Origin of the sequence: Planotetraspora silvatica (assembly GCF_016863315.1) — a bacterium.
GTDB classification, from domain to species: Bacteria; Actinomycetota; Actinomycetes; order Streptosporangiales; family Streptosporangiaceae; genus Planotetraspora; species Planotetraspora silvatica.
This window is the reverse complement of the sequence record NZ_BOOQ01000066.1, coordinates 19,847-33,131: the sequence shown is the minus strand read 5'-3', so window position 1 is coordinate 33,131 and position 13,285 is coordinate 19,847. Positions and strand designations below refer to the sequence as shown.

Genomic DNA, 13,285 nt, shown 5'->3' with positions numbered 1-13,285 from the left:
GCCACGGTCGCCGCAACCATCAGCGGCAGACTCGCCGCCGCGACAAGCCGACGTGCTCTGGGGATTGCCACAGGATTTTGCTCCTAACTCGAACATCAGGGGCATTGGGATCGGGGGCGCCAGAAATCTCTCTTCTGCGGGGAAAGTGCCTAGGGAAAATCGCCTAAATGCCGCCGCTCGTTACGCGTACGCGCACGAGGGCCACGCTGCGTTAGCGGAATGTTCAGGACGGTGTTACGTGTCGCCGCCCGCAACCGCCGCGATCTCACCGGGGGAGACGGCCTCCTGGAGACCAAATCGGCGCAGGCGGCGTCAGGGCGCTACGCGAGCCACCTGGCTGCTGCCGCCCGGGGGCAGGCACGGGTTCGACGTGTCGGTGCGGGAGGTGGCGCTGCGCTGCGACGCAAGAAGTAGGTCAGCTCCGCGTGATCATCCCTGGGTTATGCGGCGTACGGCCTGCTTGAAGTCGGGACACTCGATCAGCGGATCGTGCTCGCAAACCACCGCGTGCCGCAGGCTGTCACGCAGCCGGGTGAGCTGGGAGACCCGCTCGTCCACCTCGCGTTCCTTGGCGGCCATGCGTTCACGCAGCCGCGCGTCGGACGGCCTGGCCCGCACGAACTCGGCGATCTCGGACAGCGTGAACCCCGCGTCGCGGGCGCAGGCAATGAGCGCCAAGCGTTCCAGTATTTCCGGCCGGTACGCCCGGCGCAGCCCATTGCGCCCGTCGGCCTCGATGAGTCCCTTGCGCTCGTAGAAACGCAGCGCCGAAGCAGCCAGCCCGCTCTGCCTGGCCACTTCGCCGATGTCAATCAAGCAAGTCGAGCCCCTGCTCGACCCTGCCGAGACGGCCGTGCGGCAGGTCGCTGCGCTGGGCTACGACCCCGCCGATGTACGCCACATCGTGGTCACCCATCTGGATGTGGACCACTGCGGGGGATTGCCGGACTTCCCCCCAGGCCCAGGTGCATGTCATGGCGGCGGAACTGGACGCGGCGCTGGCCGGGGCGCCCAGCCTGCGCCACCGGCCCGGCCACTGGGCGCACGGACCGAACTGGGTGACCTATCCCGGCACGGGCACGACATGGAAGGGCGCCGAGGGGGTCCGGCCACTGGCGGGCCTGCCGGAGTACATCCTGTTCGTACCTCTCGGCGGGCACAGCGCGGGGCATGCGGGGTACGACAGGTCGACCCGAAGCGGCGGGTGTCCAGCCAGGAGGTTCTACGCTCGCTCGCGAACGACCACGGCGTGGCAGTGTTCTCGGCACATGACCCCTGGGAACTGGCCGAATACACGAAGCAGTGACCAACGGCCGGGAGTAACCCCCTGTCGGAAGCCGAGCAGCTGGGCTCGTCCCGAGTATCCGACAAACCGAAACGGCGGCCGGGAACAAGTCCCGGGCCGCCGCTTGTGGTTCATGCCTGGAAGTAGTGCCCCTCGTCCAGATCGGCGATCAGGCCGCGGTGGGCCGGGGTCCAGCCGAGCAGTTCGCGGGTGATCGCGGCCGACGCCGGGTTGTCCATCTGCGCGAACGACCCGAGGAAGCCGAAGTAGTCGCCCGCCTCCTCGGGGCTGATGCTCCGGACCGGGATGCCCAGGTTGCGGCCGACGGCGGCGGCGATCTCGGCGAACGGGACGCCCTCGTCGGCGACCGCGTGCAGGCGCGAGCCGGCCGGGGCCTTCTCCAGGGCGAGCCGGTAGAGGTCGGCCGCGTCGAGCGTGTGCACGGCCGGCCACCGGTTGGCGCCCTCGCCGACGTATGCGGCGTACCCGTTCTGCCGGGCGGTGGCAATGATGACCGTCATGAAGCCGTGGTGGTCGAGCGAGCTGTGCACTGTGGGCGAAAGCCGGACGATCGACGAGCGCACGCCGCGCGAGGCGAGGTCGGCCACGAAGTTCTCCGCGTCGATGCGGTAGCCGCCCGCGAACACGTCCCGTTCGGTACCAGGGCGGCCGACGACGCCGCCCATCACGAGCATGGCCGTCCCGCTCGTGCCGACCAGCGGCTTGCCGGAGCCGTCCAGACCGTCGGCAAGTGCCTTGAGGGCGGCTAGGTCGGCCTCGGCAGCGCCGGCCATGTCGCCGGTCAGCATGAGGTCGTGGCGGAACGCGAGGTGGATCACGCCGTCGGAGGCGGCCGCCTCCTCGCGCAGCACGTCGAGGTCAGACAAGCCGCCGCGGCGTACCTGGGCGCCGAGCTTCTCGATCACGGCGACCGACGCGTCGGAGCGAGCCAGGCCGACGACCTGGTGCCCGGCGGAGAGCAGTTCTGGCAGGACCGCGGAGCCGAGGTGGCCCGAGGCGCCGGTGACGAATACCCGCATCGTGGTTCCTTCCCAAGGAGCGATGTCATCTTGTGACATCACCATACATCGTGATGTCACCATGTGACATGCCTCGTCGAGGAGATGTCGCCGTGTGACATCGGATATCATCGCCGGCATGGCCCGCTGGCAACCGGACGCGCACGGCCGCTTGGAGGCGGCCGCCTTGGAGCTGTTCCGCGAGCGCGGTTTCGACCAGACCACGGTCACCGACATCGCGGCCCGTGCCGGCCTCGACAAACGCACGTTCTACCGGCTCTTCGGCGACAAGCGCGAAGCGCTCTTCAGCGGCGGCAAACTGCTGGAGGAGGTCCTGGTCAAGGCGGTCGCCGAGACGGACGCCGCCCCTTTCGAGACCGTTATCGCCGCCTTCCACCAGGTGGCGGACGAGATCTTCGCCGACCGCCTCGACCTGGTTCGCGTGCGGCAGTCCATCATCGAGGGCAGCCCCGAACTAAAGGAGCGCGAGCTGCGCAAGATGGGCTCGCTGGCGGCCGCTGTCGCCGCCGCCCTGCGTGCCAAGGGCGTCGGCGAGACCCCGGCCATCCTCGCCACCGAGTCGGGCGTCACGGTCTTCCGGGTGGCGTTCGCCCGCTGGGTCGCGCCCGGCAGCGATGCCTTGCTCACCGACCTGATCGCCGAGGTGGCCGCCGAGCTGCGCGCGGTCACGTCGGCCCCAGGGCTACACCCGGATCTCGGCCACCGCTGAACGGGTGCACTCTCACGCCGCCGACCGTGTGCCGTTCGCTCGTCGGGTGGTCGTTGCTCGTCGCCGCCTGGTCGCCCGTGCCATCGACTGCTCTAGACTGCGCGGTCGTGGACGAGGTGTCTGGGGCGGGGATTGTGCGGCATGAGCCGCGGTATGACGGGTTCGTGGCGGCTGCCGGTCAGCGGCAGGAGGTGGCCGAGGCCATCGATCGGCACATCGCCACACACTTCGGACCGGTCGCGTTCGTCCTGCACGAGATCGCCTCGCACCTTGTCGGGGTGCATGTCTACGTGGTCGGGCCCTCGGCGGAGCGTCCGTACCAGACGCTGGTCACATCGGGGATGAGCGAGCGGCCGATGACAGTGCCCGATGGGCATGGAATCAGTCCGTATGCGGAGCTGATGCTGTGCCTGCCGGCGGACTGGCCGCTGACGCAGGCGGCGCTGCACGACGAGCGGACGGGGTGGCCGGTGCGCGTGCTGAAGCAGGTGGCTCGGTTGCCGCACGAGTACGGGACGTGGATCACCCTGCTCGCGCTAATACCGCTGCATCCGGCCGAGGTCATGCTGAAGGTGTCGCAGGGAACGGACGCGCTCATCGCGGCACTCGACCGGGGCGGAGTCAGCGAGCTCCTGGACCCGACCCGACCGTCACTCGTATGACACCGAATGCACGCTCATGCCGCGATGAGGGCGGCTGGGATGATCGACGTGAAGCGGCCGAGTGGATGAGGCGGCATTGGGGTTGAACGAGGAGTGGCTGACGGCTTGGGCGGCGCTAGGACTTCTCATAGCAGTCGGGCCCGCGCAGCCTCACAGCCGGGATCTCAGCACGTCGACCTCACAGCCCGGCGCGAACGGGTCGAAGCCGTGCTCGGCCAGCCAGCGAACCACTAGCAGGCTTCGCAACGACCACCACGCGCGGATCACGTCGAGGTCGACGTCGGTGCCATAGCCGGCGACGACGTCGCCGAGGTGCTCCTCGTGTCCGAGCGTCAAGATGGCGAGGTCGAACAGGGCGTCACCTTGGCCCGCCTCGGACCAGTCGATGATGCCCGTGATCTCGTCGCCGTCGACGAACACGTGAGTGATCTGCAGGTCGCCGTGCGTGAACACCGGAGGCCACGGCCGGAGCGCGGCCTCGGCGACCTGGCGGTTGCGGGTGACCAGGTCGGCGGGCAGGACGCCGTTCGTCACGAGCCACTCGCACTCGCCGTCGAGATCCGCCGCCAACTCGTCGAGGCCCCGGCCGGCCCGGCCGAGCCGGGGCGGCAACGGCGCGTCGTGCAACCTCCGGATGACGGCGCCCGCCGCGGCCCACGCCGCCGGGGACGCGGTCGACGGCTCGCCGAGGCTGCCGAGCGCCGTCCCCGGGACTGCGGCGATGGCGAGCACCGGCGGCTTGTGCCACAGGACCTTCGGGGTCGGGACCGGCGCCAGGGCCATCGCCTCGACCTCGACGTCGATGCGCGCCTGATCGGCGTCCACCTTCAGGAACACGTCGCCGACGCGCAGGGTCGCGCGCTCGGAATGGGCGACGACCATTTGGACTTCATCCATGGACGACCAGTATCCCGGGGGCGATCGTCGACGTCGCCGGGTTTATCGCGTGCGATGGCGCGGCTGACCGCGTCCCGCTACCGGTCAGCTAGGACGCCCCCGCCGAGCATCAGCACCGCCCTCGGCACCGAACTTGCGGCGAGCACCAGCCCTGCCTGTGCCGGGCTACCGACCCGGGTCGCCGCCCAGGACAACGGCACAGCCGTCGACGACTGCTGTGCCGTGATCGAGCCCATCACGCACATGGCAGAAGAGGAGCACCTCCAAGGGCGCTACCGACGATGGAGCTGACGAGGCACCACGCCTCCTGAGCTTCGGGAGGATGGGTCTTGAAAGCCTAGTACGGCAGTCCGAGATCGTGATCTGTGCGAGGGTGCCTGCAGTAATGCTGGACAGCCCACCGTGTCGCTGTACTGGCAGGCAGCGCCGCCCCACCGGCGGAGGACTTCTCATCGGCGGTGCAGCAGCGACTGCCGCGTCTTGATCGTGTCTCAACGCGTCATGATCGCGGCAGCCGCACACCCATGTGGCCCCTCAGAAACGCCGAGGCGGCCCGCCACCTGGCGTCACGGTCTGCTCAGGGCAGCAGTGCCAGCTTGCCCACGGTGGCCCGCGCTTCCAGCTCCGCGAGTGCTTTCGGCCCCTCGGCCAGCTCATACACGGTGGGCTGGCCGGGGCCGAGCACCCCGGCCGCGAGGAGCCCGAACAACTGGCCCATGACCTCGCCGAAGATCTGCGGTGCGGCCTGGATCAGGGTGCCGATGTTCAGGCCGATGACGTGGATCTGGTGCTTGTAGACCAGTTCCCAGTTGGTGATCGCGGCTTCGCCGCCGGCCACGCCATAGACGACAACCCGTCCGGTGACCCGCTTGGTCGCGGCCAGGCTGGCGTCGAGGGTGGCGCCGCCGACCGACTCCAGCACCAGGTCCGCGCCCGCGCCGTCGGTCAGCCGCAGGACCTCGGCGGCGATGTCGGTGCCGCGGGAGTCGATGACGTAATCGGCGCCCAGCGCCCGTACCACCTCGTGCTTGCCTGGCGATGCCGTGGCGATCACCGTAGCGCCGTAGTGTTTGGCCATCTTCACCGCGGCCTGGCCGGTCCCGCCGGCCGCGGCGTGGATCAGCACGGTCTGCCCTGCGGTGACGCCGCCCAGTGGCTTGAGCGCCGCCAGCGCGGTTGGCCAGTTCACGACCAGGCCCAGCGCCTGCTCGTCGGCCCAGCCCGTCGGCACCGGCACCGCGCCCGCCGCGGGCAGCACCATATATTCGGCGAAGGCGCCGCCTCGGACGCCGACGCCGATGACGTGGACGCCGGGCTCCAGGTCGGTCACCCCCTCACCAACGGCGGTGACTTCACCGGCGCCCTCGATGCCCGCCAGATACGGCGGCTGCGGGCCGCCTGCGAACGTACCGCGGGCCTGCGAGATGTCGACGAAGTTAACGCCGGCGGCGGCGACACGGATCAGGACCTCGCCCGGGCCCGGGCTCGGTACCGGCGCGTCGGTGATCAGGCCCAGGTCCTGCGGGCCGTTCAGTGACGTCTGCTGCAGGGCGCGCATGGTTGCGGGAACGCTCATGACGATCGGCTTCCTTTTTTTATCGAACGATCAAAAAATCGTGCCACGGCCGTCCGGCGAAGGTCAAGGTAAACTTGATCGAACGGCAAACAAGTATGGAGACGCATCCCGATGGCCACTCGCGGCAGGCCGCGCACATTCGACCCGGACACCGCCCTGCGCCAGGCGCTGGACCTGTTCTGGGAACGGGGCTACGAGGGCACCTCGCTCAACGACCTGGCCCAGGCCATGGGTATCGCCTCGGCCAGCATTTACGCCTGCTTCGGCAGTAAGCAGGACCTGTTCCGCAAGGTCATGGCGCTCTACGGCACCACCTCAGGCGAGCCGCCCAGGCGCGCGCTGCGCGAACAACCGACCGCGCGCGCCGCGATCCACGCCATGCTGCGCGCCACCGCCGATGAGATCACCCGCCCCGACACCCCGCACTACTGCATGCTCATCCTCGCCGCGCCCACCGGCGCCGTGGAAAACCACGCGGTCCGAGAGTTCCTAGCCGGCCTCCGGCGCGACATGCTCACCACCATCAAAGACCGGCTCGCCCGCGGCGTCACCGACGGCGACCTCACCGCGCCGCCCGCCAGCCTCGACGCCATCGCCCGCTACTACACCACCGTGGTGCAGGGCCTCTCCATACAAGCCCGCGACGGCGCCGACCGCGCCGAGTTGGAAGCGGTCATCACCTGCGCGATGGCCGCCTGGGACACGCTCACGTCCGCGCCGTCACACATCGGCGGTTGAGTCGGCGGTTGAGTCGTGTTCGGTGGTGGAACCAGCGGGCCCGGGCTTGGTGTCGTCGTCGCCAGATGTGCCAGCGCAGGTGATGTTCCAGATCGTGCCATCTGTGGGTGAGTAGGTTGACCAGGCGTTTCACCTCGGCGACGGTCAACGCGATCAGCCCCGGGTCGGCCGGCGGGACATCGTTGGGGCTGATCGGTAGCGGCATCGTGCTGCCGCTGGTCGTGCGAGCCCGGGCGGCGGTGACGGCACACACGGCCAGTGCGGCCATGGTGAGCACGAGGTGGCGAAGCAGCGCCGGGTAGGTCCTGACCTGGGAATGGTCCAGCCCGAACGCGTCCTTTCCAGTCTGGAAATCTTCCTCCACAGGCCACCTGCGCCCGGCGACCGTGATGAGGGTACGCAACGTGACAGGGTGCCCCTCGGGGACGAAGCACAGGTAGAACGCCACTTCACGGACGCCTTTGGCATTGAGGACCAGGCTGCGGCGGATCAGCAGGTGATGGCGTGGGTCGGCGGTGCCGATCCAGGCCCAGGCGTAACGGCGTTCGCCTTTGGAGCCGGCCCCCGCACGAATCGATGACCCAGTCCGAGGCGATCAGCATCTTCAGCGCGGTATCGGCCCTGGCCTGGCGGGTCTTGGTGAAGGCGACCGGGGTCGACTTGGAGATCCCCAGCACATAGCCAGTGCCGGCCTGTTCGAGCCAGGTCCGCAGGCCTGGGTCACGGCCGTATACCTCATCCCCGGTCACCCACGGCGGCAGCCGGCCTTCGGCGTGCAGGCCGGCCAGGATCTGTCGGCCCAGTTCCGGTTTGGTCGCGAACTTCACCTCCTCAGGTACCCGGGCCTGCCTGCGCCGGGCGGCATCGGCGGCTTGTTCGGCCGGAAGATACAGGCGCGCACCGACCAGCGCGTGCCCGGCCCTGGTGGCGAAACTGCAGTACACGACATTGATGGCGGCTCTTCTGCGCTCGCGTCGGGACATTCAGGCCTGACGGAAATGTCGGGGACTCTGCCCGTCGCCTGAGACACAAAGTGCCGGTGGGGCAGCGGATTGGAAGCGTGACATTCCGTGGCCACGAGGAATTCGATGTTGGGCCAGGAGTTGCTTCAGCCGGTTGCCCCTGGATCATTGCCATAGAGCTTCATCTATTTTGAGCATTCGCGGTCGAGGTGTCGAATCAAATTTCGGCATGCTCCCTGAACCGCGCATTTGATCTAACCGCATCTCGCATCACGGGGTTTCCATACGAAACTGCCAGTCCTGCTGCTATCGGGGATCCCGGCAGCGGCTCGGACCGGATTCACACCGGCAAGCGATGGCGGGCTTATGAAGACACAGGTCAGGCGCTGTCACGGAGGCGACTTCAACTCCTGCGCCGCTGGGCGCACGAAAGACGTTCAGTGTGAGATGTGCAAGATGGCTCCTGACCCGTGCTGCGGTACTGAGTGAAGTTCCAAGCACGCCAATGGCGCTGCGCGACCATTGGGCCTTCACGGTCGAGTATCGGTAGCCGGCGATTTCTCTAAATGTGTTTTCGTTGCAATTAGAGAAGGTTTGTGAGAGAGGCGACAGCCGTTTGCAGGACGGGTGCGAAGGCGAGCAACTCCTCGCGGGGCAGGAGAAAGGCGACCGTCGAGATGCTGACGCCGCCGACGACGGCACCGGTGCGGTCGAAGACGGGGGCGCCGATGCACCGTATGGTCTTCTCGTTCTCCTCGTTGTCGATGGAATAGCCCTGTTCGCGGATTTGCGCCAGCTCTACGGACAGCCGCTTGAGGTCGGTGATCGTCTCGGACGTCTTCGCGGGCATTCCCGCGCTGGCGACGATGGACACCACTTCGTCCTCCGGGAGGTGCGCCAGGATGCATTTCCCGATGGCGGTGCAGTGCAGGGGCAGGCGCATGCCGACGCGGGAGGCCATCCGGTAGGGCTGGTCGGCCTCGACTTTGTGGACGTAGACGGCGTGGTCGCCGCTGTGCAGCGCGAGGTGGACGGTCTGGCGCACATCCCGGGAGAGCCGGGTGAGGACGTCGCCGATGCCGGTTGCGCTGGCGGCCTTGACCTCCTCGGCGAGGGCGAGCATGCGGGGGCCCGCGCGGTAGCTGCCGCCGCCCTCACTGGTGATGAAGCCGAGTTCGGCGAGTGTCGCGAGGATGCGATGGACGCTGGCTTTCGGCACGCCTGATTCGACGCAGATATCGGCGAGCCGGCGCGGTCCCTGGCCTGCGACGGCGGCCTCCAGCACGTTGAGCGTCTTGGTCACCGCGTTGCCGGCCGACGACGCCCGGCCGCCGTGACGCACGTTTTCGGCTGGTTCGTAACCCATTGACAGCCCCTTTCCTTCCGTTTTAATGTGCTGACGATTCCACAATACGAAGTGTGATTCTACATAGTGGAACGACCGGCAAGGAGCTATACGTTGACAAATCCGTTGAGCGACGGACGAGCTCTACCCGTTCACAACCCTGGGACCGGCGCCGTGCTGGGCGAGATGCCGGTCGCGACCGAGGCCGAGGCGCGCGCGGCAGTCCGGACGGCCCAGGAGGCCCGGACCGCGATGGCCGCCACCGCCTCGCATGAGCGGGCACGGCTGTTGGCCAAGGTCGCAGACGGGATCGAGGCGCGGGCCGAGGAACTGGCCCGGGATCTGGCCGCCGAGAACGGGAAGCCGATCCGGCAAACCCGCGAGGAGATCGCAGCCGCGGTCCGGATCTTCCGCGGGTTCGCTGGGGAGGCGACCCGGATCTTCGGCCGGCAGATCCCGCTGGACGCCGTCCCCGGTCTTGAGAACCACTTGGCGGTAACGGTCCGGGAGCCGATCGGGGTGGTCGCGGCGATCGTCCCGTTCAACTACCCGGTCGAGCTGTGGGCGCACAAGGCCGCAGCGGCATTGGCAGCGGGCAACGCGGTGATCGTGAAGCCGCCGGAGAAGTGCCCACTCACGTTGATGGAGATCGGCCGGCTCATCGAGGCGGCCGGGTTCCCCGAGGCGGCGCACCAGATCGTTCCCGGCGGGCCGGAGCTGGCGCGGTTCCTCGCGTCCGCCGACGGCGTGCAGATGATCAGCCTTACCGGCAGCACCGCCGCAGGCAAGGCCCTGGCCGAGCTCGCCGCCGGGACACTCAAGCGGACCCACCTGGAACTCGGCGGCAACGACGCGCTGATCGTGTGTGCGGACGCCGACGTGGAGCGTGCCGCCGAGGCCGTCGTGCTCGGGCGGTTGGCGCGCGGCAACGGACAGATCTGCTGCGCCGTCAAGCGCGTCTACGTCGAGGACGGTGTGTACGACGCGTTCGCTGAGGCCCTGGAGGCGCAGGCCAGAAAGCTGGTCGTGGGCGACCAACTGGACGAGGCCACCGACGTCGGCCCGCTGATCACGGAGCCTGCCGCCGTCGCCGTGGACCAGGCGATTCGGACAGCCGTAAATGACGGCGCGCGCGTCGTGGTCGGCGGACCCCGGGACGGGGCGTTCATGCCGCCGACCGTGCTGGTGGACGTCGCACCACATGCGGAGGCCGTGGCCGAGGAGATCTTCGGGCCCGTCGCACCGCTTTTGCGGGTGGCCGACGCCATGGAGGCGGTGCGACTGGCCAACGAGTCCGCCTACGGGCTACAGGCGGCGATCTTCACAAGGGACATCGGACGGGCCTTCTCGGTGGCCCGGCGCCTCCAGGTCGGGGGCGTCGTGATCAACGGCTCCACGGCGCTGCGCGCGGAGAACCTTCCGTTCGGCGGCGTGAAGCTGACCGGCGGAGCCCGCGAGGGACTGCACGACACCTTGCTCGACATGACCGAGCAGAAGACCATCATCGTCATGGACGGCCTGGCATGAAGCTGGAACTGCGGGGCGTCCGCAAGGGATACGGCGGCGTCGAGGTCCTGCACGGCGTCGACCTGACCGCCGAGGGCGGGCGGGTTCTCGCCATCGCGGGCGCGAACGGCGCGGGCAAGTCGACCCTGATCAAGGTGCTGGCGGGGGCCGTGCCGCTGGACGGCGGACAGATCCTGCTGGACGGCGAGCCGCTCACCCTGCGCGGCCCCGAGGACGCGCAGGGCCTGGGGTTCCGGACCGTCTACCAGGAGCTCAGCCTCGTGCCCCAGATGACGGTGACAGAGAACGTGTTGCTGGGGGCGCTGCCCACCAAACGCGGCCTGGTCGACTGGTCGGCGGCGCACGCGCGGGTGCGGGCGCTGCTGGAGGAGATCGGGTTCGCCGACATCGATCCGCGCGTGCGTGCCGGCAAGCTGTCGGTCGCGCGCCAGCAGATGGTGGAAATCGCCAAGGCACTGGCGGTCGAGCCGCGGATGCTCGTGCTGGACGAGCCGTCCGCCGTGCTGGCAGGCACCGACCTCGACCGGCTTTTCGACCTGATTCGCAGGCTGCGGGAGCGTGGCGTCGCGATCCTGTACGTCTCGCACCGGCTGGCCGAGGTGATGGAGATCTCCGACTCGATCACCGTCATCAAGGACGGCCGCGTGGTGGATACGCTCACCCCGGCCCACACCAGTGAGGACGAGATCATCGCGTTGATGGCCGGGCGCCGGCTGGAGCAGATCTACCCGGACCGGGTACCCGAGCCTGGCAAGCCGTTGCTCAGCGTGCGGGGCCTGAGCCGGGACGGAGTGTTCGACGACGTTTCGTTCGATCTGGCGGCGGGCGAGATCGTCGGCATGTTCGGGCTGGTCGGCAGCGGCCGCAGCGAGGTCGCTCGGTGCGTGTTCGGCGCCGACCGGCCGACGTCCGGGACGGTTGAGCTGGACGGCGCCGTTACGCGGTTCCGCACACCCGGCGACGCCATCGGTGCCGGAGTCGCGCTTGTCACCGAGGACCGCAAGCACAGCGGGCTCGTCCTCGGCATGGACGTCACCGACAACACGACGTTCGCGACGATGGCCCGGATCTCACGCGCGGGCCTGCTGGACACCAGGCGGCGGGCCGCGAACGTTCAGGACATGATCGAGCGGCTGGGCATCCACCCGCCACGTCCGGAGATGCCGGTCCGCCATCTCAGCGGCGGCAACCAGCAGAAGGTCGTGCTGGCCAAGTGGCTCCTGACGCGGCCGCGGGTGCTGATCCTGGACGAGCCGACCCGCGGGGTCGACATGGCCACCCGGGTCGACATCTACCGCATGATCGACGAGCTGACCCGGGAGGGGGTCGCGATCCTGTTGATCTCCTCCGACCTGACCGAGGTCCTCGGCGCCACCGATCGCGTGCTGGTGATGCGCGGCGGACGGCTCGTCGCCGAGGTCGGCTCGGCGGACACGACCGAGGACGAGGTCCTCGCGCATTCGGTGGGGGTCGCGGCATGACGGAGCAGCAGACATCAACGGTGCTGGACCCGGTTTCGGGTGAGGCGGCGGGGGCCACGGCACCGGCGTCCGCCCGGTGGCGCGCGGCCGTCCCGTCGCCGACCGTCCTGGTGCTGATCGGCGCCGCGGTCGCGATCGTCGTGGTAGCGGGCGTCACCAATGACTCGTTCCTCACCGAGGGGAACATGACCAACCTGCTCCGGCAGATGGTCTCCACCGGACTGCTCGCCCTCGGCATGCTGCTGGTGATCCTCACCGGAGGGATCGACCTGTCGGTCGGATCCGTGGTCGCACTGACGGGCATCATGTCGGCCGGCCTGGTGAGCGGGCTGCCGTTGCCGCTGGCGATCCTCGCGGCGATCGTCGTCGGCGTGCTGTGCGGAACGGTCAACGGCCTCATGGTCGCGCGGTTCTCGCTGGCTCCGTTCGTGGTGACCCTCGCATCCATGACGACGTTCCGAGGGCTCACCTACGTCTACTCCAAGACCCCGATCACTCCGACCACGCCGGACTTCCTGACCCTCGGCTCGCAGAATGTCGGCGCCATCCCGATCGCGGCGATCATCACGCTGGCGATGTTCGCGCTGGGCTGGGTCCTGATCAACCGCACGTCGGCGGGCCGGGCGCTGCTCGGCATCGGCGGCAACCGCGAGGCGGTGCGGCTCGCGGGCGTCAAGGTGCGGCGTCACCTGGTGCTCGCGTACGCGCTGTCCGGGTTGTGCGCCGGAGTCGCGGGCGTCATTCTCGCCTCCCGGGTCGGCATCGCGCAGCCGAGCGTCGGCCAGGGCTTCGAACTCGACGCCATCGCCGCCTGCGTGATCGGCGGAGCCAGCCTGTCGGGCGGACGCGGCACCATCGGCGGCACCCTCGCCGGCGTCGTTCTTCTCGGGCTCATCGACAACCTGCTCAGCCTCTACGACGTGCAGAGCTACTGGCAGCAGGTGCTGAAGGGGCTCATCATCGCGGTCGCGATCCTCGTGCGCCGAGGCGAACGGCAGAACACCTAGCCGCACCCCCACACCATCCTCCCTCTCCTCGTCCCCCGTCGCCTTGTTCGCCGTGT

General features: G+C 68.8%; 15 protein-coding genes. 8 read left to right on the top strand and 7 right to left on the bottom strand.

Annotation, left to right across the window (positions count from 1 at the left end):
* Positions 1 to 429 precede the first annotated feature (429 nt).
* A complete protein-coding gene (locus tag Psi02_RS38260; RefSeq protein ID WP_203980824.1) occupies positions 430 to 816 on the bottom strand; it encodes a MerR family transcriptional regulator in 387 nt (128 codons plus the stop codon).
* Between the two features lie 55 nt (positions 817 to 871).
* On the opposite strand from Psi02_RS38260, the gene Psi02_RS41290 reads away from it, so the two are divergent.
* Entirely contained in the window at positions 872 to 1,306 is a 435-nt protein-coding gene (locus Psi02_RS41290) for an MBL fold metallo-hydrolase (protein WP_373317754.1), read from the top strand.
* A 110-nt stretch (positions 1,307 to 1,416) separates the two neighbouring features.
* Here Psi02_RS41290 and Psi02_RS38250 read toward each other — a convergent pair whose 3' ends face one another.
* A complete protein-coding gene (locus Psi02_RS38250) occupies positions 1,417 to 2,325 on the bottom strand; it encodes an SDR family oxidoreductase (RefSeq protein ID WP_203980822.1) in 909 nt (302 codons plus the stop codon).
* A 118-nt stretch (positions 2,326 to 2,443) separates the two neighbouring features.
* Between Psi02_RS38250 and Psi02_RS38245 the strand changes: the two genes are divergently transcribed.
* Both Psi02_RS38245 and Psi02_RS38240 read left to right on the top strand, forming a co-directional pair.
* The gene (locus tag Psi02_RS38245; RefSeq protein WP_203980821.1) at positions 2,444 to 3,034 is read left to right on the top strand and encodes a TetR/AcrR family transcriptional regulator; all 591 of its coding nucleotides are present in this window, start codon (positions 2,444 to 2,446) and stop codon (positions 3,032 to 3,034) included.
* 107 nt (positions 3,035 to 3,141) lie between these two features.
* Positions 3,142 to 3,696 carry a suppressor of fused domain protein gene (locus tag Psi02_RS38240; RefSeq protein ID WP_203980820.1) on the top strand — a complete coding sequence of 185 codons (555 nt, stop codon included), beginning with the start codon at positions 3,142 to 3,144 and terminating at the stop codon, positions 3,694 to 3,696.
* A 150-nt stretch (positions 3,697 to 3,846) separates the two neighbouring features.
* On the opposite strand, the gene Psi02_RS38235 is transcribed toward Psi02_RS38240, so the two are convergent.
* Positions 3,847 to 4,593 carry a phosphotransferase family protein gene (locus tag Psi02_RS38235; protein ID WP_203980819.1) on the bottom strand — a complete coding sequence of 249 codons (747 nt, stop codon included), beginning with the start codon at positions 4,591 to 4,593 and terminating at the stop codon, positions 3,847 to 3,849.
* A gap of 54 nt (positions 4,594 to 4,647) precedes the next feature.
* Here Psi02_RS38235 and Psi02_RS38230 point away from each other — a divergent pair, with 54 nt between their 5' ends.
* Positions 4,648 to 4,884, top strand: coding sequence for a hypothetical protein (locus Psi02_RS38230; protein ID WP_203980818.1), 237 nt, complete (start codon positions 4,648 to 4,650; stop codon positions 4,882 to 4,884).
* Between the two features lie 286 nt (positions 4,885 to 5,170).
* On the opposite strand, the gene Psi02_RS38225 is transcribed toward Psi02_RS38230, so the two are convergent.
* Positions 5,171 to 6,169: an NADPH:quinone oxidoreductase family protein gene (locus Psi02_RS38225; RefSeq protein ID WP_203980817.1), complete on the bottom strand. Its 999-nt coding sequence runs from the start codon at positions 6,167 to 6,169 to the stop codon at positions 5,171 to 5,173.
* Between the two features lie 111 nt (positions 6,170 to 6,280).
* On the opposite strand from Psi02_RS38225, the gene Psi02_RS38220 reads away from it, so the two are divergent.
* A complete protein-coding gene (locus tag Psi02_RS38220) occupies positions 6,281 to 6,907 on the top strand; it encodes a TetR/AcrR family transcriptional regulator (RefSeq protein ID WP_203980816.1) in 627 nt (208 codons plus the stop codon).
* On the opposite strand, the gene Psi02_RS38215 is transcribed toward Psi02_RS38220, so the two are convergent.
* From Psi02_RS38215 to Psi02_RS38205, 3 genes are all read right to left on the bottom strand, one after another.
* Entirely contained in the window at positions 6,876 to 7,310 is a 435-nt protein-coding gene (locus tag Psi02_RS38215) for a hypothetical protein (RefSeq protein ID WP_239095510.1), read from the bottom strand. The two genes, Psi02_RS38220 and Psi02_RS38215, sit on opposite strands and share 32 nt — an antisense overlap.
* Positions 7,311 to 7,356: 46 nt before the next feature.
* Entirely contained in the window at positions 7,357 to 7,890 is a 534-nt protein-coding gene (locus tag Psi02_RS38210) for a transposase (protein ID WP_203980814.1), read from the bottom strand.
* Between the two features lie 562 nt (positions 7,891 to 8,452).
* Positions 8,453 to 9,172 carry an IclR family transcriptional regulator gene (locus Psi02_RS38205; RefSeq protein ID WP_203980813.1) on the bottom strand — a complete coding sequence of 240 codons (720 nt, stop codon included), beginning with the start codon at positions 9,170 to 9,172 and terminating at the stop codon, positions 8,453 to 8,455.
* Positions 9,173 to 9,328: 156 nt separating this feature from the next.
* Between Psi02_RS38205 and Psi02_RS38200 the strand changes: the two genes are divergently transcribed.
* From Psi02_RS38200 to Psi02_RS38190, 3 genes are read left to right on the top strand one after another with little or no spacing between them, the layout of a single operon-like run.
* The gene (locus Psi02_RS38200) at positions 9,329 to 10,741 is read left to right on the top strand and encodes an aldehyde dehydrogenase family protein (protein ID WP_203980812.1); all 1,413 of its coding nucleotides are present in this window, start codon (positions 9,329 to 9,331) and stop codon (positions 10,739 to 10,741) included.
* Positions 10,738 to 12,222 (top strand): sugar ABC transporter ATP-binding protein, encoded by a 1,485-nt coding sequence (locus tag Psi02_RS38195; protein ID WP_203980811.1) that lies wholly within the window; start codon positions 10,738 to 10,740, stop codon positions 12,220 to 12,222. Before Psi02_RS38200 ends, Psi02_RS38195 begins: the two co-directional genes overlap by 4 nt.
* Positions 12,219 to 13,229 (top strand): ABC transporter permease, encoded by a 1,011-nt coding sequence (locus tag Psi02_RS38190; RefSeq protein ID WP_203980810.1) that lies wholly within the window; start codon positions 12,219 to 12,221, stop codon positions 13,227 to 13,229. The genes Psi02_RS38195 and Psi02_RS38190 overlap by 4 nt, the downstream gene beginning before the upstream one ends.
* Positions 13,230 to 13,285: the final 56 nt, after the last annotated feature.

Excerpts from the sequence above, each read along its gene's own strand:
- Psi02_RS38250 (WP_203980822.1), bottom strand. The coding sequence starts at position 2,325 with ATGCGGGTATTCGTCACCGGCGCCTCGGGCCACCTCGGCTCCGCGGTC.
- Psi02_RS38245 (WP_203980821.1), top strand. The coding sequence starts at position 2,444 with ATGGCCCGCTGGCAACCGGACGCGCACGGCCGCTTGGAGGCGGCCGCC.
- Psi02_RS38235 (WP_203980819.1), bottom strand. The coding sequence starts at position 4,593 with ATGGATGAAGTCCAAATGGTCGTCGCCCATTCCGAGCGCGCGACCCTG.
- Psi02_RS38230 (WP_203980818.1), top strand. The coding sequence starts at position 4,648 with ATGGCGCGGCTGACCGCGTCCCGCTACCGGTCAGCTAGGACGCCCCCG.
- Psi02_RS38225 (WP_203980817.1), bottom strand. The coding sequence starts at position 6,169 with ATGAGCGTTCCCGCAACCATGCGCGCCCTGCAGCAGACGTCACTGAAC.
- Psi02_RS38220 (WP_203980816.1), top strand. The coding sequence starts at position 6,281 with ATGGCCACTCGCGGCAGGCCGCGCACATTCGACCCGGACACCGCCCTG.
- Psi02_RS38210 (WP_203980814.1), bottom strand. The coding sequence starts at position 7,890 with ATGTCCCGACGCGAGCGCAGAAGAGCCGCCATCAATGTCGTGTACTGC.
- Psi02_RS38195 (WP_203980811.1), top strand. The coding sequence starts at position 10,738 with ATGAAGCTGGAACTGCGGGGCGTCCGCAAGGGATACGGCGGCGTCGAG.
- Psi02_RS38190 (WP_203980810.1), top strand. The coding sequence starts at position 12,219 with ATGACGGAGCAGCAGACATCAACGGTGCTGGACCCGGTTTCGGGTGAG.